The organism is Anaerovibrio sp. (assembly GCF_045637405.1).
Classification (GTDB): domain Bacteria; phylum Bacillota; class Negativicutes; order Selenomonadales; family Selenomonadaceae; genus Anaerovibrio.
In genome coordinates, this window is the sequence record NZ_JAZTZI010000033.1 from 19,001 (window position 1) to 39,472 (window position 20,472).

The window sequence follows — 20,472 nt, forward strand, 5'->3', positions numbered from 1 at the left end:
TTTAGACATTTGGGTATATTAGTGGTAGAGGAGAAACGTGTATGAAATTTGACTATCATATGCATTTTGAAAAAGGGGATTATGATGTTGACTGGGCCAAGGGCTTCTTTGAGGCAGCAGCCAAAAGGGGCTTGGATGAAATCGGTATCTCCGAGCACAGCCATACCTTTCCGGAGTTTAAGCAGCTTTATTATGATGATTTGATTTTGGATGATTCCTTTGTGGGAAAATTCCAGCAGCAGTGGCTGAAGTCCAATAAGTTCAAGCACACCTTGGATGACTATTTTGAATTCATGGAAAAGCTGAAGTCAGCCGGTTATAATGCCAAAACTGGTATAGAGGTGTGCAATTTCCGGAATCAGGAGCAGGTGGCAGAGATTTTAAAGGAGTACGATTTTGACTATATTATCGGCTCCATTCACTTTATTCGTGGCTGGGCCTATGATTCTGAGGAAATTATGGCGGAATGGAACCACCATTCCCTGGATGATATTTACGAGGCTTATACCCAGGAAATCGAGCACATGGTGGCCAGCGGTCTTTATGATGTGCTGGGGCATCCATATAATATCCGTCTTTATCGCATGATTCCTTACTTTGATGCCACTCCATATCTGGAAAGGGCAGTGGCGGCATTAAAGAAGGCCAATATGTGTGTTGATGTAAATACGGGTACAGTATACCGTTATCCGATTGCGGAAATAACTCCGTACTACAAGTTTATGAAGCTGGCAGCCAAGGCTGATTTGCCGATAATAACCAGCTCAGATGCCCACAAGCCGGAGGACTGCGGCAGCTACATTGATGAAGCTATTGAGTATGTGGCCCGCTACGGCTACACCAAGGGAGTAATGTTCGACAAGCGCCAGCGGACACTGGTGGATTTAGGATAAAAATAAAAAAGCTGTTGCACATGGATAGCACATCGCTTCCTTGTACAGCAGCTTTTTGCGTATGATAGTAATATAAATCATTGTGATGTGGCTAAATTTTGGATATAATTTATATATAAATATGGCTATATTGCGTTGGGGGTGAAATTATGCAGATAGTTCCAATGAGAGATTTAAAAAACACTGTAGAGATAGAGCGAAGATGTGCCGAGTCAAATGAGCCTGTGTTTGTTACTAAGAATGGTTATGGCCGGTTGGTAGTAATGGATATTGAGTATTATGAGCGTTTAGTGGGCAAAATAGATGAGGCACGTATGATAAATGAGGGTATAGCTGATTATGAAGCAGGGCGTGTCGTAGATGGTAAAAAATCTCTTAAAAAGATGAGGGATAAATATGGCATCTGAAAAGTATGATTATGTATTGACTAGCACTGCCGAATCAGACATTGATAACGTACTTTCTTATATTTCAATTAACTTGGGAAATGTTGTTGCGGCTAAAGCTTTAGCAGATGAGTTTATCGATCAGATTGACAAATTTTGTCTGGAACCTAGAGCTGGGAAGGTTGTAGAAAATGAGTTTCTGAAACGTGATGATGTGCGTTATTTTTTGGTAAAAAACTACATTGCTTATTACATCGTTGATGATTTTTCTAAGAAAATAGTTGTATTGAGGTTTGTTTATGGGAAAAGTAATCAGGATAGTATTTTAGGCGGCATGTAGAATAAATAGGTAGAAGGCAAAATATAACATAAAAAGGGTTTAATAAACAGGACTTTTGGATTAAAACAGTACTTCGCTACTAAAATTGAAAGCTGTTGCACCTGGATAGCAGATTGCTTCCTTGTTCAGCAGCTTTTTTTGCGTTTGTAGATACTTCGGACTGCAAGACTGCACTAATCATAAATCCACTAAGGACAATCAAATGTCTTGCGGGGGGGGCATTGATGATATAATTTTTAGTATGAAAATAATCTGAAAGAAATAAATAAAGGCTGAGGAGGCCAGTCTGGGGGGATTTTGAGAGCAATTGTATAGTGAGTTTAGCCAGTACAAAATAACTAGGGGATATGAAAAGGGGTTAGAGTATGAAAAAAATCAAATTATTATTTAGCGGAGTATTATTTGCATTAACATTGATGTTATGTAGTGCGCCAGAAACAGCATCTGCAGCAGATTATTATGTTTGTGATTATCAAGGATATCAGGTATATGTTGACTCTAGCTGTGTTGTTGGCTCTCAGTATCAGTTTCTTGTAATAAATGGAGTTAGATTTGTAGTCGGCGGCAAGGAAGAGCATTTTGCTACAGCTAAATTTTATCTTCAGGGGAATACATGGTGGGGAAACCTTATGATTGATAATATCCCTTCTACTGGCGATTATCCAGTATATAGGGATAGTTTGACCCAACAAGTATTTAATGTTGCCAAAGGATTTATTTAAAGGTTTTGGAGTCTATTATGTGAGGAGTTATGATAATGGGGAATATTTTCAATTTAAAAAGGTGAATAAAGTCTTTTATGTGCTTTTGGCTGTAGTTATAACGAGTTAGCAGCTAATGACCAAGTTTCAACGTCTAATGCTTCCACCCGAGAAGAATATGGCAATTCCGGAAATGTAATACAACAAGGACATAAGAGCGGGGGACCAGGTGTATGGGCATGTAGAGTGTGTGGTACCCAAATGAGCGTAAATGATGTATCAGAAGATCCTAATACTCTTGGCCTAGCGGCTGGGTATTGTACAGATTTCATTACTCAGCGGCCGACTGGGCATCCTCATGTTTGGGGTAGGGTAAAGTAATTTTTTTAAATTGAATGGAGGATTCGTTAATGTTTAAGTATAAAAAGATTTAAGTATATTGGTTGTTCACAACTTGCAGAAATGATATTTAATGCAAGTCAACAGTTTCGTTAATAAAAACAAGTATGCGTATAGTGTGATTAAATTGATATTATAATTGACGATATTTGTATAAGTAAAGGGAGAGTAGAATCATAATGAAAAAAGTAGTGCTAACATTTGTAATTTTGTTATGTGGCGTTAATATGGCATTAGCACATCCTTTTGTAAATGGGATGAGATATTATGACAATTACAGAATAATCGTTGCAAATGATTATCATAATGAGGGCATGGCCTGCTATTTGATTGATACCAGTAGTGTTAGAATGGATTTGGGGCAAAAAGTATATAAGTTATCGTCCATTATATACACGTATAAAGATGATTTTAAAAAGCAATACCTTTTGGAAATGTGGAATATTCATGGTGATACTAGATCATTTACAGATGTTCACTATTATTGGAGAATTCAAGAGCTCAATGGTGCAAAAAAATCATTTAGTATCCCAGATGATGCTGAAGAATTCGATTTCAATGATACATATAATAATTGTTCTAAGATTCATTGTTGGCATTTTATGCAGGATGTGTATTGGAAGAAGAAATAAAGTAGCAAAATTTTATAAATACACATAGGGAAAAAGATATATATGAACAGTTTAATAAAATGGGAGCAAAACGTGAATGAAAAATAATAGTAGTATTTCTACTGTACTTATAATGGTTGCTTGCTTTGGATTCTATATTTTAAATGATATGGCAACACGTGATAACGTGACTATTGGTACAGAAATACATAATTTACTTTCTGGACAGGATGCAAAAGCAAAGAAAAAGCAAAAAGAACTTGATGCTGAAAATACACAAAAATTGGTGGAAGAGTTAACAAAAGCTCCTGCCAAATCTGAAAATGTTAAGCAGACACGATTAGATCCAAGCAAAGCGAAGTGGGAAACAATTAAACAACAGAAATTTGACCAGATGAATATGGAGGCAAAGTGTGATACTAATGGCAAGAACATATATGTTAATGAAAATGGAAATGTTATGAACCTATTTGCCACCAGTAAATCAGGCATTGATTATGACAGATACGGACGAGCAATGCAACTTGATGGAAATGAGTATTTGGTTTGTGCGTTGGAAATAGACGTCAACAATAATAGACAACGAATTGTCGATGCTTATAAGTACCATGTGGGAACAGGTACTAAATCATCATTAGGATATGATACCAGTGAGTTCGGTAATTGGACTAACTTGGATGATGTTGCATTTCCTAATTATTATGCTTGGATAAGAACGAATTACAATAAGTTTACCAGAAGTGCAAAATAGGAAAATATATGTTTAAAAGGGTTCAGTAGAAAGGCATATTAATAATAGGCGTGAGGAATTGGGATAATGAAAAAAATAGGAATATGTTTTTGGATTGTTATGACGTTGTTGTCATTTAGTTCTTTAGCAATGGCGACTGATTTAGGTGGGCAAATTACAAATGTACAATATGATTGGGACAAGCATGCTATAGTTGTTGATTTGAAAATTGAAAATAATAACTCCCAAACCGTTTATTTAAATGGTGTTGATATTAATTTTAGAATAGATAATATTATTGAGGAAAATGGTAGCACTTCATATGAAGAAACTGCCAGTTATGATCGTATTAACTGGTGCGTACCATCAGGTGGTACTATTACGCAGCAATTAAGGTTGACCAATTTTAAAAATACAGAAAAGCGTTTTAATAGTGATACGAAACTTTCAGCTATGTGGATAGATTGGGATGGTGCGCTTTTAGATAATTCTACAGTACACTATAATACATACTATGATGGATGGACTTCTGAAGGTGGACCGTCATTTAAAGTAACGGCTTGTAGTCATAGCAAAAATGACTATGCCATTTCTTGGAGTGCAACAATAATACAACGCTCAGCTGACGGAAAAAAACTTGACCAGCATGATTGTTATTGGGATATTAAGCAGATTCTTAAAGGTATGAAAGAAGTTGAAACTAACTGTTATACAACTAAGTTTAAATATGTTGAGGGGGCAACTTACGAAATAACAAATCAGAATCTGTCTTATAAGAAAATATCTGCACAAAATACAAATCACGGATATAGAAGTGACGAGGATGCCAGAGTAGGACGTATTACTGGTCAAAGTCAATCTAGTATAGATTTTTATCGTATGATAAATGGTTTAGGGCCTGGTGAGTGGTAAATATAATATAGCATTATATTTTGGGGAGGAATAAAGGTTGAGGAGAGTATGGATTTTTCTGATCACAATATTTTTATTTTGTGGCAGTTCGGGCATTGTGCAGGCAGATTCACCTATTTACAGGGAGGGTGCTCACAAGCTGATTAATGTCATGATGAATGAGTATTGTGATCCTAATAATGATATTACTATTAGAAATGTTAAACACCTTGGAACATCAGAAGAGCGAGGTGTGAAGTATGACTCATATTCCATGGATTTTGGTTCAACTGGGCATACGGTGAATATCAGATTATTATGCAATTTGAATAATGGTTCAGTGATGAAAGCTAAAGTTTTTTATGATCCTCAGGATAATGAAGCGTCAGATTATTCTAATATAGCAGTCTCAATGATTGAGTATTGTTTGGGATTAAGCGAATCAGAAGTAGATGCTCTTTGGGGAGCAAATCTTGTTGCTATTAGAAATGATTTATATACGGGTCATGTATGGTGTAATTCTTTGGGAACTGAATTGCAAGTGGTAGCTATCCAGCCGAATGCAAATCTTATAGTATATACATTTATAGCAGTATAATTAAGGTGTGAAAACACAGACAATCTATGTTTATTTACCCAACCTTACAGTTGTCATAATGGGGCCTTTGTGATTATGAATTGTTTTTAATTACATTGGTATTTGACCAGTTATTAAATAAAAATATGTAACCTCTAAGGAAGTGGATTTATGCGAATGACAAGGCGATTATTCTTTTCAATTATGGCATTTATGCTAACTGTAGTATCCGCTTTGATGGTGCCTTCTTACTCCCAGGCAAGTATTCTATCAACGGTTAATGGAGCAACTTGTTGGCATGGTGATTCTCAATATCCAGTTTGGGATACAGGTTCAAGTTTTGGTTCTATATTTGATGTTCATACAGCATATATAAATTATGAAGATGATAAAATATTGAATATTATAGTTAAGGGTAATGGTATCAGCTATAAGCATGATAATCTTACAGGGGAAAGCAGTTCACATAATATTGTAGAAAATAAAACAACGGGCAGAGTTACTATAAATGGGAAAGAACCACCGCCTTCTAGTCAAAGTATGTTTTATCCTGCTTATGCTTTGGTGAAAGATTATGCTATACGTGTTTCTGGTGCAGTAAATTATAATACTGCACGGGTTGGCTCTGATATTGAATTTACAGGGATAAAACAGGTTCTTAGTATCGATAACTATAGTGGTATCATTGATAATTGTTCTGGTGATTTGAATGGCAGTGTATTTAGGCTTGGTAGTGAGGAAGTCGAGTTGAAACCAACCCTGATTTATAAGCAAGAATACGGTGTAAAGAAGATTGGCGGAGGATACATTAAATTGCTTAGCCTTGATAACGGTCAGGATTATTTGTCTTTTCCGCTTCAGAATAATGGTTCAGTAAAGGCTTCCGTTGTTTCTACAGCAAGTGATAGAGTATTCCTGCTTATCCAAACCTATCAAGGGTCAGCCAATGGCAGCACCGTTTGTGATGGCATGTGGTTAGTAGGAAAACACGGTGATAAATATGTAACTTACGCCACTAAGGCAACCCTGGATCAGGCAGGTCTTCTGTACGACGATATAGAGTCGCAGATAAATGATGGAAAGTTAGAAATTATTGGTGTCGGCAGGGCTTACGGTAACGGAATGGGAGACAAGTATTCAGGTAGACGCTATCGTATTATCGGAAAGGGCTATGGTACAGTTGGCTCTGTTTATTTAAGATGGGACAGCAATGCCAACTGGATTGGTTTTCAGTTGGTAAATGTGGGGTGAGATTGGTGAAGTATTGTGAAGTAATATGCAAAAATCTGATAAGTTTGCTTGTGATAGCTTGTTTTATGTGTTCACTTATTCTGGTTGGAACTTCTGCAAAAGTATCAGCCTCAGTTGGCAATAGTTCAATGGTAGGCGGCAAGTGTATGATCTCGTTCCCTCAAGTATACTTAAATACAAATCAAAAAAATGCTGAAGATAAGATAAATGATGATATATACTCTTATGTCATGATATTTAAAAATGGCATACAAAACGGTGGCTTTGACAGTGGGCAGCTAGCATATAGTGTAGAGTATGAAGATGGTAATTATATATCGATATTGTTTAAAGAGAAAACTTACTCTGATAGTGCAAAACAACCGGAACTTGATGCGATTGGTTTTAACTATAACAAGTGGACAGGTGAGAGAATGCATTTGTCAAAATTTGTAGAATTAAAATCAGATGATATTGGGATAATAATGAATCAGCCATTATACTCAATAGAAAACAGAACTTTTATATCTAAAAGTGATTCTTTCATTGATTTTTATTTGCAGAGGGATAATGCAAGAGTTAGCTATAATTATTTTATAACCAAAAATGGGGCTATAGGTTTGCTGTATAGACCACATGAATTAGCTGCATCTGACTATGGATGTACATACATTGAATTGAATTCTAGAATAATAAAATATTTTAATGATCGAAAATGATTAATTACACAATATTGTAGTTAATAGTTCATTTTCATTTAAAATAAGGGGGGGATGGGGATGAACTTAGAAGTTAAAATATATAAAAGAATATCTGGTATGATTTTAATGATATCGGTAATTTGTTTTTTTAGCTTGATTGGTAATGAACGAATTGTAGATGCTGAAGAATCAACGATACTGTTTGAAGATATGGGAAGTCGTCAGAATATTTTGATTGACCGTAATCAAGCATTTATAGTGAAAGATGCTCGAAACACATTGAAAACGGAGCCTCAACAAAATGGTGCTGTGAAATTTACATTGTCTTCTGATAATTTGCCAGTTGATTTATGTATAGATATAGAACCAGCCCTTGTGAGAGAATATGCAGGAATTGATGTCAGGGAAATAAAAGCCTCTAATTCTCGAAATCCTTTTTATATATTTTCTTTTTTTGACAGGAATATTTGGCCAAAAGTGTCAAAGGTTATTGGAAATTTTGATGGCAGAGGATGGAAAGAAATCGCTAATTCTGAGAATGTAAGTGTTAATGCAGATGGAGTCCGTATCTTTCTTGTATCAAATAAACACTTGTATTATGCTACAGGAGATAAGGAAAATCCAAGATTTTATAAAGTCGGGGTAGAAGGTGGTGTTGCAAAATATTACGATAGGTATACGCCGAAAATAAACATCGTGGAACAGTTTCAAGGCTTTGGGAAGAGTGCTAACCAACTGCCAGATTTAGAATGTGTGGGGACAGTTGATAGTGGTCAAATGAAAATGTATCATTTGAAGAAATTTTCACCTTTTTATAATTTTTCAAAATTTGTGCCATTGCGGCACTGTATTCGCGATCTGAACTTTGTAATTTATAAAACAACAGATGCTGGATTGTTTTGTGTGCAACTAGAAATTAAGCCAGAAAAATATAAGGAAGTATTAGATTACTTGACACAGAATTATGATGCAGGCCAATATAAGGTGTGGAAGGGGAGCAATTCGTATACTTGGACAGGTGATAGGATTAGTGTTCAGTTGTCAAAATATGATAGTGGAGTTGTTAAACTGGTTGCGTCACAGGAACATCTTTTTGCCAACTAAATTCCTCAGAAGATAACTGAACATACACGGTTGGAAACAACCACGGATTTTCAGCGGGAACAATAATGGTGAATATAAGGAGCAATAGAACATGAACAAAATTACAAATCCGATAGTTATATTGATAATTATATATATATTATGTATGAGCACAACGGTAAGCGCTTTATCAAAGAATCAAATCGCACTAGGTGGTATTCCATTAGATGCATCACTTAAATATGTAAATAGTATTTATGGTCCGCCAACACATATAGATGGTGGTGGTCGATGGGTATCACATTATGGAAATGGGTTCTTGGTTTATTCAAGCTCTCGTCGAAGCCGCCCAGATAACCATTATGAAGTTGGTGTTAATTATGTTGACCAAGTTATTGTCACACAAAATAATGGTATTGCTACACCAGATGGAGCATATGTTGGGATGCGCGAAAATAGTATCGAAGAATTATATGGAACACCATTCAATAAGTTTGTGAATGAAAAAGGCGAACTTACCTATTGGTATTTTGCCAATACACAATTATTAGAACTTAAAGTAAAAAATAGTAAGGTTATCAGTATAAGAATCACTGAGACTGATTGAAAATTACATGGTCATATTGGATAACTCACAAGGAAGATATAAAAGTGTTTAAGAAGCAAATGTTATACTAAGGATGCTTCTGTTATAGGTTTTACCCGTGTGGCTTGATGAAAAAATAAAAAAGCTGTTGCACATGGATAGCATATCGCTTCCTTGTACAGCAGCTTTTCGTCGTTTAAAGCCAGTATTTTATTGAATAAAATATTTAGTTCAAAACCGGTGGAGCGGGGATGTTCATTTCCACGGACTGTTTTATAAGGGCCTTGTCGCTCATGTCCTTGGAGCTGTGCTTTTGCCATACCCGCTGGAGGGTGGTGACAAAGGCACCTGGGGAAATGGAGCTCTCAAGCTGCTCCTGAACCTTTTGCCGGAGCATGGCGTGGAATTCCTTATCCAAAGTAACTGTCCGCTGGGCCAGCAATATCTGCAAGTTGGTGTCCACCAGATAAAGGTGCATAACCGGGTCATCAAGGTCTGCGATACATGGCTTGTTCCCCGGAGGCAACAGATGAATGCCCAGTGGGGAATCACCCCAGCCTTCCTTGAAGATACCGTCAATTTTGTAGAGGAAGAATACGATGCCCTCATCCTCAAAAAGTCCCAGCTCCATAGCCCCGGTGCGGAAGGCTTCGGTGGCGATTACATCTGTATGGCTCAGTTGCAGGATAAACATGGCACCATTGGAATCAATCTGAAACAGTCCCCCGTCCCCCTGATTATGGATAGGCAGTGGGAATTTTTCCCCCACCTGAAAATTTGTATAATTCATGGCTATACCCCCTATGTTACTGGAAAAAAGTTTATCATATCCGGGAATATCCCACAAGGTTACACTGGTTATCTGTAAAAAATTACCATTTTATGATAAAATATATACTGCTGAAGTATTTGTATCTCTTTATTTGTTTTTGAATTTTAAAGGGATGTTGAAGGAGTGATATATTATGATACGCCGATTCATAGCCAGCTTAGTTTTTATGTGCAGCCTCATGATGATGTTCGCTGTGGGATATGCTGCCAATGATAGTGCAGAATGGTATTGGATTTCCTCCGATGATAAATACAGTAAGTTTTATGCCCCCGGTAAGGTACAGGTGCTGCGTTCCTTTGGGGATATTGCGGTACAGATAAGTGCCTGGACCAAGACTACCTACAGTCCTGCCGGGGCTCAGGAGACACTTAATAATTACGGCATTAAGGATATTAACCCTGGACAGCTGGCCTACAGTCTGGCTGAGGTGGAGGTTAATCCCCAGAACCGTACTCTGGCCTATTTGAACGAGTCCTTTTTTGACAAGGATGACAACAAGCTGTGGGAAAAGGTGTACAGCCCGGTTCGTCCCAAGGAGATGAATTCCCAGGAGTTTGACGAGGATTTCTATTGTTATATTGTGGACAGCGTTTTCAGTCAGGGAGAAAATGAACGCCGCAAGGCGGATGACCGTTGGCTCCAGTTGTGGCAGGATGCCCCTAATGGCGGAGGCGTGGTTTATAGTATGGCAGATACATCCACCATGCGTCTGAAGGGCCAGAATATTATTTTCTGGGAGTGGCAGGAAAAGAAATCTTCTGCCAGCGAGGTGGAAAGCATAATCTTCCAGAAAAAGGCCGTAAATATTCCAATGTATACGGAAAAAGTGATTCGGGTTATGACCTGGAATGCAACCACCGGCTGGAAGGATATAACCAATACCACTGATGGTATGTACCATGTGATTGAGGCTGGTACCAACAGTGAAAAGGCCCTTAAAGCCCTCAAGGTTTATGAGGGTGGGCATGAAAGCTGGGTAAAGCGTTATAGCTTGGACAATGAATGACCGGCTTTCATAAATAGTTTTTGAGGTGATTTCGTGCCAATTAAGATTCCTAATAACCTTCCGGCAACGAAGATTCTGGAGGGTGAGAATATTTTCGTCATGGATTCTGACCGTGCATACAGTCAGGATATCCGACCATTAAAGCTGTTGATTTTAAATCTTATGCCCATAAAGCAGGTAACGGAGACTCAGCTGCTGCGCCTGTTGGGTAACACCCCACTTCAGGTGGAGGTGGATTTTATATATACCGAATCCTATGTGCCTACCCATACCACAACGGATTATTTAACTGAGTTTTATGGTACCTTTGCAGAGGTTCGTCATAAAAAATACGATGGATTTATTATAACCGGTGCCCCGGTGGAGCAGATGCCCTTTGAGGATGTTGCTTACTGGGAGGAGGTTGCGGAAATCATGGAGTGGAGCAAGTCCCACGCCTATTCCACATTCCATATTTGCTGGGGGGCCCAGGCCGGTTTGTATTACCATTACGGGATAAAAAAATATGATGTGGCACCGAAGATTTTCGGGGTGTATAAGCATCATCTTTGTGTGGAGAATGAACGACTATTCCGTGGCTTTGATGATGAGTTCTATGTTCCTCACTCCCGCCATACGGAGGTCAGAAAGAAGGATATTGAGAAAGTTCCGGAGCTGACCATTATGGCTGAGTCAGACGAGGAGGCCGGAGTTTATGCCATTGCCAATCTGGAAAAGCGTCAGTTCTTTATTACGGGGCATGCAGAGTATGATCCGTTGTCCCTGAAGGCAGAATATGACCGTGATATGGCTGCGGGAATGCCAAATGTGAATGTACCATTAAACTATTATCCAGATGATGACCCTACCAAGCCACCTATTGTAAGATGGCGTTCGGTGGCCAATTTGCTTTTTGCCAACTGGCTTAACTATTATGTATATCAGGAGACTCCATATGAATTGGATACTCTTACCCCATCGGATGACAGGGTTTAAGGGACATTTTTCATAAGTTTTTCATTTTGACGAGTTAAAGTAAACTTTTGAAGATGTATATATGGAGGCATATTTTGTTATGAAAAAGTCTGTAGTTATCTTATTTGCAATTCTGTGTACCTTGTGGACTGCTGTGGCTAGTGCCAGCCCACAGATGGATGAATCCATATTTAAGTGGGTTCAGTCTTCTGCAAGGTGCGATTATTTCTTTAATATGCAGCAGATTTGCTATGGTAAGGATGATGAGGGAAATATTGATTTCAACAAATTGGTTGTACCGGTAATAAAAATATACGACTACCTTATGATTGACGATGTGGTTTCAAAGCGCCGCTGGAACGGTAACTCCGTGGAGGGATTTAGCGATTTGGTAGGTGCTGCAGAGTATTATGAGATTAATCTTCAGGATATGACTGTTTATTTTAAGCAACAGGATTTTCTTGATTCCACCTTTACCACATTGGCGGGAAATAGACCTGACCGCACTGTAAAGCTGGATACCCTCTCAGAAAAGAGCTTTGACCGGATTTTTTACAACAGAATCATTGATTATGCCATGCGTAACAGGGTGAAGCTGGCTTTGCGCAGCAACAAGAATGCGGATAATGAGCTTTTGGCCCAAATGCAGGCTGAACAGGATGAATACAGGGCTCAAAACAAGGCCACGGATTCCAGGGACAATGAGGAATTGAACGAAGAGGATGCTGTCAAGGTTATGGCAGCTGTTGAAGCTCAGAATAAAGACAATAAAAAGGATAAAAGTAAGAAGGTCAAGAAAGACAATGAGTAAGACATAGTCGGATGTTTTGTGTGATTGACCAAATGAGGGATGATTAGTATGTCAAATGAATTTACTTTTGTGGTGGAGAAGAAATGCCCTGTCTGTGGCAAGGAAACAAGAGTTGTAAAAGTTAAATCCAGACTGATGATTTCCCGTACAGATGATGATTACTGCAACCACTATCGGGATTTCAATCCTTATTACTACACTATCTGGGTGTGCGAGCATTGCGGCTTTGCTGCAGATGAAAAGCATTTTTTGATGCCACTGCCTGAAAGGCATCGTGATATGATGGCACAATTCCTGCACGACAGGCGTGTGAGGTTTATTTTTTCTCCGGAGAGAGGTCTGCCTGAGGCTATTGCTTCCTATCAGCTGGCTATTTATTGTGCTGAGGCTATTCAGGCACCAGCATCCCGGGTGGCAGGTCTGTCACTGCGTTTGGCTTGGGTGTTCCGTACCGTGGGGATTAAGGATCAGGAGATGGAATGGACCCGGAAGACTGTACAGCTCTATGAGCGTGCACTGATGACAGAGCGCTTTCCCGTTGAGAGCCTATCTGATAATATGGTTATGTACCTTTTGGCAACGCTGTTTAATCGCCTTGGTGACCGGGATCATTGTACCCAGTATTTGGGCAGAATGATTAATGACAAGGAGCTTAAGATAAGTGACAATAAGCTCTACAATGACGCCCGCAAGCTGTGGCAGGATATTCGTGCAGAAGAGACTGAGTCGCAGAATGCCGTAGAAGCTTCTGCCAAAAAGTAATTTGATATTTAAAGGATGACTAATAATGGATTTACCTGTAGCCATAATAGAAGCTGCACAGAATATTGACTGGGGACAGGTATCGGAAGTTATAGAAGACTACGGCCCTGTGGTTCAGGTGATACAGCATACCTGGAGTCATCAGTCATTGATGGACATTATGAATGGCAGTATTTCTGTGCCGGATTCTGTTATTAATGATGCTCTGGAGCATCGTTTAAGTAGTGGCGATTATAATGTAAAAGCTATGACGGTTGCTTCCCATGAAAACGGGAAGATAGATATTAAAGCAGATACCAAAAAACTGGGACGTATTGAGATTTCCGGAACTATTGAGGAAATGGTCCATAATATGGAGGACTCTCATGTTACTTTTAAGGTGAAGGAAAGAGCCCTGAAGGACCACGGGCTGGCCTCGTGGTTTATTTCCCGCATGTCCCTGTCAATGGTGCAGAATATCTTTGGCAAGATTGAGGTGGAGGATATTCCAACCATCATTAAGGGCAACCGGGTGACTGTGGATTTAAAGCCGGTATTGGAAAATACAGAGTTGGCTACTACAGAGCTTAGGGGACATCGCCTGTTGGATTTGTTTAGAGTTGAGTCGGCCACTCCCCATGAAGGGTATATTACCGTTAAGACCAAGGTGGATGTACCTGACGATGTTAAGGAAATGGCGTTAAATGTTTTGCGTTGATAAGTGTACTTAATGTAGAGAGAATATGAAAAAATTATTTGTGTTATTTGTATGCCTTGTATGTCTGTTTGTGGCAACGGACACTATGGAAGCCAAGAAGGTAAATAACAGCACTTCCAAGGGCAAAATCGTTTTTATTCCACATGATAACAGACCGGTATCAGATGAAATGTCAGCTGAGACCATCAGAAAACTGGGCTATGAGGTGATAGTACCTCCCGATGACCTTTTGGGCAACAAGGACAATATGGGAAACCCGGAAAATCTTTGGATGTGGCTGGAAAAAAATACAACAGTAAAGAGAAGTCCAAGTAAACTGGAGCAGAAGCGTTTTCATACCGGTGGCAAAATTTGGGGTTTGGACCCTGAAATAAAGGCTATTGTAATTTCTGCTGACAGCATGATTTACGGCAGTCTGGTCAGCTCCAGAAAGCACGATATTACAGAACGGAAGCTGAAGGAACGGGTGGCAAATTTTGCCGACTATAAGTATCGTCATGATGATGCCAAGCTCTATGTCTTTTCTTCTGTGATGAGAACACCTACCTCCGGGGAAAATTCCGGTTCCCAGGAGCCGGAGTATTACAAGGCCTACGGCTACGATATTTTCCGCTATACTGCCCTAAAGGATAAGGCTGATGCCAAGGGACTCAACTCCCGGGAAAAGAAGGAGCTGGAATTTCTGCAGGAGCTCATTCCTTCTGATTATCTTAGGGACTGGGATAGCCGTCGTGGCAAGAACTATCGCGTAAATGAAGGGCTGATAGATCTGGCAGCCAAGGGTAAATTTGAATGTCTTGCTTTGGGAAGAGATGATAATGCAGCTTGGTCACAGACCCACATGGAGGCGCGTCATCTCAGGGATTACACTCAGAAAAAGAGCACTGACAAGGTACAGAACATCGCTGGTATTGATGAGCTGGGACTGTTGCTTTTGACCAGAGCTGTAAATGTAATTGAGAAAAAGCAGCCGGTTGTTACGGCTGATTATAACTGGGGCAGTGGTAAATATCTTATTCCCGCCTATTCAGATGAACCGGTGGATACCACAGTACGTGCTCAGGTACAGCTGTTGGGCGGCCAATATGTGGATAACGGGAAGAATGTGGATTTGCTTTTGATGGTGAATACCAACCCTACAGGAGCAAATTTAGGTGCCAACTGGTACAGCAACAACAAAAAAATTCGTCCTGATGTGAAAACCTTTGTCTCCTATATGGAGCGGGCTATTAATCGGGGGGAGCCCGTGGGAGTTGCGGATGTTTCCTTTGTAAACGGTTCTGATAATTCTCTTATGGAGGAATTACGGGATAAAGACCTTCTTTATAAGCTCCAATCCTATTCCGGCTGGAATACCCCCACCAACAGTTTAGGTTTTGCCTTGGCCCAGGGTGTACTGGCCAAGGATATGAAAAAAGCGGATAAGGATGCTCTCCTTACCATCCGTTACTTGGATGACTGGTTATATCAGGCCAATATTCGTCAGATGGTAAGCCGTCAGCTTTCCTGGTTTAAGGAGGGCGGCGTGTATTCTGAACTGGGAGCGGATAAGGCACAGGTGGAGCTGAGAGCCACTTCTCTCATGCATACCTTTGCTGTGGACAATTTGCCTGCAAACAAAAGCGATTTTATCAAGAAAATAAGGGTAACCTGTCCATGGAACAGACTCTTTGAGGCAAAAATCAGCCCCGAAAAATAATAAAGATGTTTCGGACAAAACAAAAGCCAGCGACCTTCGCTAAGATGAAGGAAGCTGGCTTATTTTGTTACCGCATTATGTGCCTTTGCTGTTACTTATTTGCTTTATGGAATTTCTCCATGAAGTCTGCCAGTTTTTCGCAGCCCTCATAAGGCATGGCATTGTAGATAGAGGTACGCATACCGCCTACACTGCGGTGTCCCTTTACGCCACTAAGGCCATTTTCAAGAGCTTCAGCTACGAATTTTTTCTCCAGTTCTTCACTAGGAAGTCTGAAGGTTACGTTCATGAAGGAGCGGCTGTCCTTATCTGCGTGGCCCTTGTAGAAGCCATCGCTGTTATCAATTACGCCATATACCAGATCTGCTTTTTTCTTGTTGACCTTGGCAAGAGCCTCTAGACCACCCTGGGCCTTAATCCATTTTGCAGTCTTGCCCACCATATAAATGCAGAAGGCTGGTGGAGTGTTGTACAGTGAGTTCTTGTTGTAGAAGGTGTCATAGCGCAGCATGGTTGGCAGAGCCTCAGGACTCTTTTCCAGCATGGACTTTCTGGCTACAACCAATACAACACCAGCAGGACCCAGATTTTTCTGAACGCCGGCATAAATGAAGCTGAACTTTTTAAAGTCCAGTGGACGGGAAAGAATGTCAGAGGACATATCTGCAATTAAAGGTACATCTCCAGTTTCAGGAATATAATGGTACTCGGTGCCGTAGATGGTGTTGTTGTAGCAGAGATGGAGATAAGCTGCATCGTCACTCATTTTTATCTCATCCTGAGTAGGAATGTGCTTATAATCCACATCCTTGCTGGAGGCTGCTGAATAGCCTACACCTAAAATTTGCGCCTCCTTGAAAGCCTTGGAAGCGAAGCTGCCGGACTGAACGTAATTGCCACGCTTTTCCTTGGTGGCAAAATTCATAGGAATCATGGCGAACTGCAGGCTGGCTCCACCCTGGATGAACAATACTTCATAGTCATCACCTAAGCCCATCAGCTCTTTTATATCAGCCTTGGCCTGGTTATGAACCTCATCATAAGCTTTGGCACGGTGGCTGATTTCCAATATTGACATGCCGGAATTTTGAAAATTTAAAAACTCTGCCTGGGCTTCCTTTAAAACCTCCAAAGGCAACATTGAAGGGCCAGGATTAAAGTTATAGATACGATTTGCTTCCATGGGACAACCTCCTAAAAGATAAGTATTTTTTTAAAACGTCTATTTTTTAATTTTACATCAGATTTTGGAAAAGGGTCAAGAAAGAATGGAGCTTTGTTACAAAAAGTTTTGCTACAGAATACACTTGATTTTTTAGTGCAAATAAAATATGATGTAAGGTATAGTGAAATCAGCATAAATATAAATCTTTATATTGTAGGAGGCTTACCATGAAAGTATTAATTGCAGACGGCGTATCTCAGATGGCTGTTGATATCCTTAAAGATGATTTTGAATGTGTAATTAAGGATAAGTTGCCGGCTGAGGAACTTTTACAGATTATTCCGGAGTTTGATGCCCTGATTGTACGCTCTGCCTCCAAGGTTACCGCTGAGGTTATCGATGCGGCAGCTAATCTCAAGATTATTGGTCGTGCAGGTGTAGGGGTGGATAACATTGATGTTCCTGCAGCAACTGCCCGAGGCATTATCGTCATTAACTCTCCTGGTGGTAACACCAATGCAGCCACCGAGCATACCTGTGCCATGATGCTGTCCATGGCCCGTAATATTCCAATTGCCAATGAGACACTGCAGAAGGGCGAGTGGAATCGCAAGCAGTATACCGGCGTGGAGCTGAAGGATAAGACTTTGGGTGTTATCGGTATGGGACGTATCGGCAGCGGCGTGGCCAAGCGTGCACTGGCCTTTGAAATGAAGGTTATCGGCTATGATCCTTATATCAATGAAGAACGCGCAAAGGATATGGGCATCGAGGTTGGTACCTTTGAGGATGTAATTGCCAAGTCAGACTTTATTACTGTACACATGCCTCTTACGGATTCCACCCGTGGAATGATTAATAAAGAGGTAATGTACAAGATGAAGAAGGGGGTTCGCCTCATTAACTGTGCCCGTGGTGGTATTATAGTTGAGGAAGACCTTAGGGATGCTGTTCTTGACGGTCAGGTGGCCGGAGCAGCAGTGGATGTATTTACCAGTGAGCCAATTCCGGCAGATCATCCACTTCTGGGGGTAAAGAATATCTTTGTCACTCCTCATCTTGGGGCTTCCACTGTTGAGGCCCAGGTAGGTGTGGCTGTGGATGTGGCTCAGGGAATTAAAGCAGCCCTTCAGGGTGATCCTGTTATGACAGCCGTTAATATGGCTCCGGTATCCAAGTCCGTAATGCAGGTGATTGCACCTTATTTCGATTTGGCAGAGCGTCTGGGGTGTGCAGCCCGTGCTTTGGTGGAGGGCGGCATCAAGAAGCTGGATGTTACATATAATGGTGAAATTGCCGATGTCAGCACACGCATGATTACCACAGCTGTTTTAAAGGGCATTTTAAGTGCTGAGCTGGATGATGTGGTAAACTTTGTCAATGCTCCTGGTCTGGCAAAGGAACGCAATATCAAGGTCAGTGAGGTTAAGAACAAGAACACGGAGCGTTTTGCCAATACTGTTACAGTTACCGTTACTGCCGGCAAGAATGAGACAGTCAGCATTCAGGGTACTCTCTTTGGCGATAAGGCACGTATTGTACAGATTAATGATAATAGAGTGGATGTGGCTCCTCGCCGTTGCCTGCTCCTTTGTCCTCATAATAACCGTCCTGGTGTTATCGGCCAGGTGGGTTCTATTATGGGTGCAGCTGGTGTTAATATCTCCGGCATGCAGGTTTCCACTACCTCCAAGGAGGATGTGAATCTGATGATTCTTACCCTGGACAGTGAAGTACCGGCTGATGTACTTAAGCTCATCACCTCTATGGAAGAAATATACGATGCAAAGATGATTATGTTTAAGTAAAAAGGATAATTGAATTCTTACGGGGGTTAAGTAACTTAGCCCCTGTTTTTTATTGCCATGAACCCTAAAACTAAGCTATAATTGTAATAGGTATGTGTACTCATAATTGTTGTTTTCTACATTTAGGGATAACAGGTGATAAATATGAAAATAGAAGGCTTAGGGACCAGGGGAACAATGCCTGCCATGGGCAGCGGCTCAAACAGAAAAGCCAATGCCATGGAGTCTGATTTTTCCTCTGAGTTTGAGGATCAGCGAAGCAGTGCTTCCCATGAACAGCTGCAGCGTCTTCTTGATCAGATTGATGAGCAGGGTGCCAAACTTACCAAGACCCCAACCTATGATGAGCTTATTGAATATCGCAGTCTCATCAAAAATTTTGTGGGAACTGTGGTAAGTCAGATGTATGATGTAAGCACTCAGTCAGGTTGGGACCGCATGGGGCGTCAGAAGGTGTACACCACAGTACGGAAGATTGATACTGAGCTGGAAAATATGGCGGAGAAAATTCGTCTGGGACAGTCTGATCAGCTTGATGTGGTAGCCAGCCATGATGCTATTCGTGGTATGCTGGTAGATTTATATATGTAATGAATATTTCTTGGGATAATATTATAGGTCACAAATCAAATATTGAACGTCTGAAAACCCTTTGCAGGGAAGATATGGTACCCCATTCCATGTTGTTTTGCGGCATAGATGGTATAGGTAAAAAAATGGCTGCTCAGGCTATGGCAGCCACTCTTTTATGTCATAACCCGGTGAACGGAAGTGCCTGTGGCGGGTGTCCTTCATGTAAGGCTCTTATTGCAGGAACCCATCCTGATTTTTTCACCGTGGAACCGGAGATAAAAAATGGCAATGGAGCCATATTGATTGATTTAATTCGTGAAATGCAGGGTAAAATTGCCAGAGTACCTATTATGTCAAAGGCTCGGGCTGTGATTATAGATGATGCCCAGACCATGAACGATGCGGCGGCCAACTGTCTTTTAAAGACTATCGAGGAGCCTGGAGGGCAGATTTATTTTATTTTGGTCACCAATTCCATAATGGCCCTTCTGGATACTATTATTTCCAGATGTATGCGGGAGGAGTTTGCGGGATTAGATCCTGAGGATATCAGTTCAGTACTGGTAAAGCAGGGTATACCGTTGCATCAGGCAAATTATTTGTCCACCTTTGCAGATGGCAGCGTACGTCAGGCCATGCTCCTTAATGATGAGGAGGGGGCTTCCTTACAAAAGTCTGCCATGGATTTTTTTGGAGCCTGTGCCACCGGCGAGCTGGATATGGAAAGGGTTTGGAATGAGGGCAAAAGCCTTGGCACCATGGGAAAGAAGGACAAACTAAAGCTGAGGCAGTGGTTTGGCTTTTTGGCTATGGTTATTAGGGATCAGCTGGTGCTTTACAGTGGCAGTGAAGTTACCCTTTACAATCAGACCGATATTTCACGGATAAACAAACTGACAGGACAGTTTACACATAATCAGTTGATTGCTATATTGAAGCTGGTGCGGGAGTATCAGGGGAGACTTAGATACAGTGTCAATCCACAACTGATGGTGGAAAGCTTTATCATAAAGGTTAAAACATTATTGGAGGATTAA

23 protein-coding genes are annotated in these 20,472 nt (G+C 40.5%); 21 read left to right on the forward strand and 2 right to left on the reverse strand.

Annotation, left to right across the window (positions count from 1 at the left end; genetic code table 11):
- The first annotated feature begins 41 nt into the window (after positions 1-41).
- The 12 genes from ACKI5G_RS02525 to ACKI5G_RS02580 all read left to right on the forward strand — a co-directional run bounded on the left by ACKI5G_RS02525 (position 42) and on the right by ACKI5G_RS02580 (position 9,149).
- Complete coding sequence (locus ACKI5G_RS02525; protein WP_407397346.1) at positions 42-893, forward strand: histidinol-phosphatase; 852 nt, start codon at positions 42-44, stop codon at positions 891-893.
- Between the two features lie 149 nt (positions 894-1,042).
- Complete coding sequence (locus ACKI5G_RS02530; RefSeq protein WP_276840162.1) at positions 1,043-1,300, forward strand: type II toxin-antitoxin system Phd/YefM family antitoxin; 258 nt, start codon at positions 1,043-1,045, stop codon at positions 1,298-1,300.
- The gene (locus ACKI5G_RS02535) at positions 1,290-1,619 is read left to right on the forward strand and encodes a type II toxin-antitoxin system RelE/ParE family toxin (RefSeq protein ID WP_407397348.1); all 330 of its coding nucleotides are present in this window, start codon (positions 1,290-1,292) and stop codon (positions 1,617-1,619) included. The genes ACKI5G_RS02530 and ACKI5G_RS02535 overlap by 11 nt, the downstream gene beginning before the upstream one ends.
- Positions 1,620-1,984: 365 nt before the next feature.
- Positions 1,985-2,341: a hypothetical protein gene (locus ACKI5G_RS02540; protein WP_407397350.1), complete on the forward strand. Its 357-nt coding sequence runs from the start codon at positions 1,985-1,987 to the stop codon at positions 2,339-2,341.
- Between the two features lie 557 nt (positions 2,342-2,898).
- Positions 2,899-3,351 (forward strand): hypothetical protein, encoded by a 453-nt coding sequence (locus tag ACKI5G_RS02545; RefSeq protein ID WP_407397352.1) that lies wholly within the window; start codon positions 2,899-2,901, stop codon positions 3,349-3,351.
- A gap of 76 nt (positions 3,352-3,427) precedes the next feature.
- Complete coding sequence (locus ACKI5G_RS02550; RefSeq protein ID WP_407397354.1) at positions 3,428-4,081, forward strand: hypothetical protein; 654 nt, start codon at positions 3,428-3,430, stop codon at positions 4,079-4,081.
- A 66-nt stretch (positions 4,082-4,147) separates the two neighbouring features.
- Entirely contained in the window at positions 4,148-4,972 is an 825-nt protein-coding gene (locus ACKI5G_RS02555; protein ID WP_407397356.1) for a hypothetical protein, read from the forward strand.
- A gap of 37 nt (positions 4,973-5,009) precedes the next feature.
- A complete protein-coding gene (locus ACKI5G_RS02560; RefSeq protein ID WP_407397358.1) occupies positions 5,010-5,549 on the forward strand; it encodes a hypothetical protein in 540 nt (179 codons plus the stop codon).
- A 150-nt stretch (positions 5,550-5,699) separates the two neighbouring features.
- A complete protein-coding gene (locus ACKI5G_RS02565) occupies positions 5,700-6,779 on the forward strand; it encodes a hypothetical protein (protein WP_407397360.1) in 1,080 nt (359 codons plus the stop codon).
- Between the two features lie 5 nt (positions 6,780-6,784).
- Positions 6,785-7,477 carry a hypothetical protein gene (locus ACKI5G_RS02570; RefSeq protein WP_407397362.1) on the forward strand — a complete coding sequence of 231 codons (693 nt, stop codon included), beginning with the start codon at positions 6,785-6,787 and terminating at the stop codon, positions 7,475-7,477.
- A 60-nt stretch (positions 7,478-7,537) separates the two neighbouring features.
- Positions 7,538-8,563: a hypothetical protein gene (locus tag ACKI5G_RS02575; RefSeq protein ID WP_407397364.1), complete on the forward strand. Its 1,026-nt coding sequence runs from the start codon at positions 7,538-7,540 to the stop codon at positions 8,561-8,563.
- A gap of 91 nt (positions 8,564-8,654) precedes the next feature.
- Complete coding sequence (locus tag ACKI5G_RS02580) at positions 8,655-9,149, forward strand: hypothetical protein (RefSeq protein ID WP_407397365.1); 495 nt, start codon at positions 8,655-8,657, stop codon at positions 9,147-9,149.
- Positions 9,150-9,354: 205 nt separating this feature from the next.
- Here the strand turns inward: ACKI5G_RS02580 and ACKI5G_RS02585 are convergent, their stop codons facing one another.
- Positions 9,355-9,918, reverse strand: coding sequence for a hypothetical protein (locus ACKI5G_RS02585; RefSeq protein WP_407397367.1), 564 nt, complete (start codon positions 9,916-9,918; stop codon positions 9,355-9,357).
- Between the two features lie 175 nt (positions 9,919-10,093).
- Between ACKI5G_RS02585 and ACKI5G_RS02590 the strand changes: the two genes are divergently transcribed.
- The 6 genes from ACKI5G_RS02590 to ACKI5G_RS02615 all read left to right on the forward strand — a co-directional run bounded on the left by ACKI5G_RS02590 (position 10,094) and on the right by ACKI5G_RS02615 (position 15,889).
- Positions 10,094-10,966, forward strand: a complete 873-nt coding sequence (locus ACKI5G_RS02590; protein WP_407397369.1) for a hypothetical protein — start codon at positions 10,094-10,096, stop codon at positions 10,964-10,966.
- Between the two features lie 33 nt (positions 10,967-10,999).
- Entirely contained in the window at positions 11,000-11,941 is a 942-nt protein-coding gene (gene metA, locus ACKI5G_RS02595; protein ID WP_407397371.1) for a homoserine O-succinyltransferase, read from the forward strand.
- 79 nt (positions 11,942-12,020) lie between these two features.
- The gene (locus tag ACKI5G_RS02600) at positions 12,021-12,731 is read left to right on the forward strand and encodes a hypothetical protein (RefSeq protein WP_407397373.1); all 711 of its coding nucleotides are present in this window, start codon (positions 12,021-12,023) and stop codon (positions 12,729-12,731) included.
- A 48-nt stretch (positions 12,732-12,779) separates the two neighbouring features.
- Positions 12,780-13,493 carry a DUF2225 domain-containing protein gene (locus ACKI5G_RS02605; RefSeq protein ID WP_407397375.1) on the forward strand — a complete coding sequence of 238 codons (714 nt, stop codon included), beginning with the start codon at positions 12,780-12,782 and terminating at the stop codon, positions 13,491-13,493.
- A 25-nt stretch (positions 13,494-13,518) separates the two neighbouring features.
- On the forward strand, positions 13,519-14,190 hold the full coding sequence (locus tag ACKI5G_RS02610) for a hypothetical protein (protein WP_407397377.1): 672 nt from the start codon (positions 13,519-13,521) through the stop codon (positions 14,188-14,190).
- Positions 14,191-14,215: 25 nt separating this feature from the next.
- Positions 14,216-15,889, forward strand: a complete 1,674-nt coding sequence (locus ACKI5G_RS02615; protein ID WP_407397379.1) for a DUF4127 family protein — start codon at positions 14,216-14,218, stop codon at positions 15,887-15,889.
- 91 nt (positions 15,890-15,980) lie between these two features.
- On the opposite strand, the gene serC is transcribed toward ACKI5G_RS02615, so the two are convergent.
- Positions 15,981-17,072, reverse strand: a complete 1,092-nt coding sequence (gene serC, locus ACKI5G_RS02620; RefSeq protein WP_407397381.1) for a 3-phosphoserine/phosphohydroxythreonine transaminase — start codon at positions 17,070-17,072, stop codon at positions 15,981-15,983.
- A gap of 209 nt (positions 17,073-17,281) precedes the next feature.
- Here serC and serA point away from each other — a divergent pair, with 209 nt between their 5' ends.
- The 3 genes from serA (at position 17,282) to holB (ending at position 20,472) form a co-directional block, all read left to right on the forward strand.
- Positions 17,282-18,862, forward strand: coding sequence for a phosphoglycerate dehydrogenase (gene serA / locus ACKI5G_RS02625; protein WP_407397383.1), 1,581 nt, complete (start codon positions 17,282-17,284; stop codon positions 18,860-18,862).
- Between the two features lie 138 nt (positions 18,863-19,000).
- Positions 19,001-19,453 carry a YaaR family protein gene (locus ACKI5G_RS02630; RefSeq protein WP_407397415.1) on the forward strand — a complete coding sequence of 151 codons (453 nt, stop codon included), beginning with the start codon at positions 19,001-19,003 and terminating at the stop codon, positions 19,451-19,453.
- Positions 19,453-20,472 carry a DNA polymerase III subunit delta' gene (holB, locus tag ACKI5G_RS02635; protein WP_407397385.1) on the forward strand — a complete coding sequence of 340 codons (1,020 nt, stop codon included), beginning with the start codon at positions 19,453-19,455 and terminating at the stop codon, positions 20,470-20,472. Before ACKI5G_RS02630 ends, holB begins: the two co-directional genes overlap by 1 nt.

Bases quoted from the DNA above. Each gene is read 5' to 3' on its own strand.
- ACKI5G_RS02575 (WP_407397364.1), top strand. From the start codon at position 7,538: ATGAACTTAGAAGTTAAAATATATAAAAGAATATCTGGTATGATTTTA.
- ACKI5G_RS02600 (WP_407397373.1), top strand. From the start codon at position 12,021: ATGAAAAAGTCTGTAGTTATCTTATTTGCAATTCTGTGTACCTTGTGG.
- ACKI5G_RS02565 (WP_407397360.1), top strand. From the start codon at position 5,700: ATGCGAATGACAAGGCGATTATTCTTTTCAATTATGGCATTTATGCTA.
- ACKI5G_RS02545 (WP_407397352.1), top strand. From the start codon at position 2,899: ATGAAAAAAGTAGTGCTAACATTTGTAATTTTGTTATGTGGCGTTAAT.
- holB (WP_407397385.1), top strand. From the start codon at position 19,453: ATGAATATTTCTTGGGATAATATTATAGGTCACAAATCAAATATTGAA.
- ACKI5G_RS02610 (WP_407397377.1), top strand. From the start codon at position 13,519: ATGGATTTACCTGTAGCCATAATAGAAGCTGCACAGAATATTGACTGG.
- ACKI5G_RS02580 (WP_407397365.1), top strand. From the start codon at position 8,655: ATGAACAAAATTACAAATCCGATAGTTATATTGATAATTATATATATA.
- ACKI5G_RS02555 (WP_407397356.1), top strand. From the start codon at position 4,148: ATGAAAAAAATAGGAATATGTTTTTGGATTGTTATGACGTTGTTGTCA.
- serA (WP_407397383.1), top strand. From the start codon at position 17,282: ATGAAAGTATTAATTGCAGACGGCGTATCTCAGATGGCTGTTGATATC.
- ACKI5G_RS02550 (WP_407397354.1), top strand. From the start codon at position 3,428: ATGAAAAATAATAGTAGTATTTCTACTGTACTTATAATGGTTGCTTGC.
- ACKI5G_RS02585 (WP_407397367.1), bottom strand. From the start codon at position 9,918: ATGAATTATACAAATTTTCAGGTGGGGGAAAAATTCCCACTGCCTATC.
- ACKI5G_RS02530 (WP_276840162.1), top strand. From the start codon at position 1,043: ATGCAGATAGTTCCAATGAGAGATTTAAAAAACACTGTAGAGATAGAG.
- ACKI5G_RS02605 (WP_407397375.1), top strand. From the start codon at position 12,780: ATGTCAAATGAATTTACTTTTGTGGTGGAGAAGAAATGCCCTGTCTGT.
- ACKI5G_RS02615 (WP_407397379.1), top strand. From the start codon at position 14,216: ATGAAAAAATTATTTGTGTTATTTGTATGCCTTGTATGTCTGTTTGTG.
- ACKI5G_RS02525 (WP_407397346.1), top strand. From the start codon at position 42: ATGAAATTTGACTATCATATGCATTTTGAAAAAGGGGATTATGATGTT.
- ACKI5G_RS02540 (WP_407397350.1), top strand. From the start codon at position 1,985: ATGAAAAAAATCAAATTATTATTTAGCGGAGTATTATTTGCATTAACA.
- ACKI5G_RS02535 (WP_407397348.1), top strand. From the start codon at position 1,290: ATGGCATCTGAAAAGTATGATTATGTATTGACTAGCACTGCCGAATCA.
- serC (WP_407397381.1), bottom strand. From the start codon at position 17,072: ATGGAAGCAAATCGTATCTATAACTTTAATCCTGGCCCTTCAATGTTG.
- ACKI5G_RS02590 (WP_407397369.1), top strand. From the start codon at position 10,094: ATGATACGCCGATTCATAGCCAGCTTAGTTTTTATGTGCAGCCTCATG.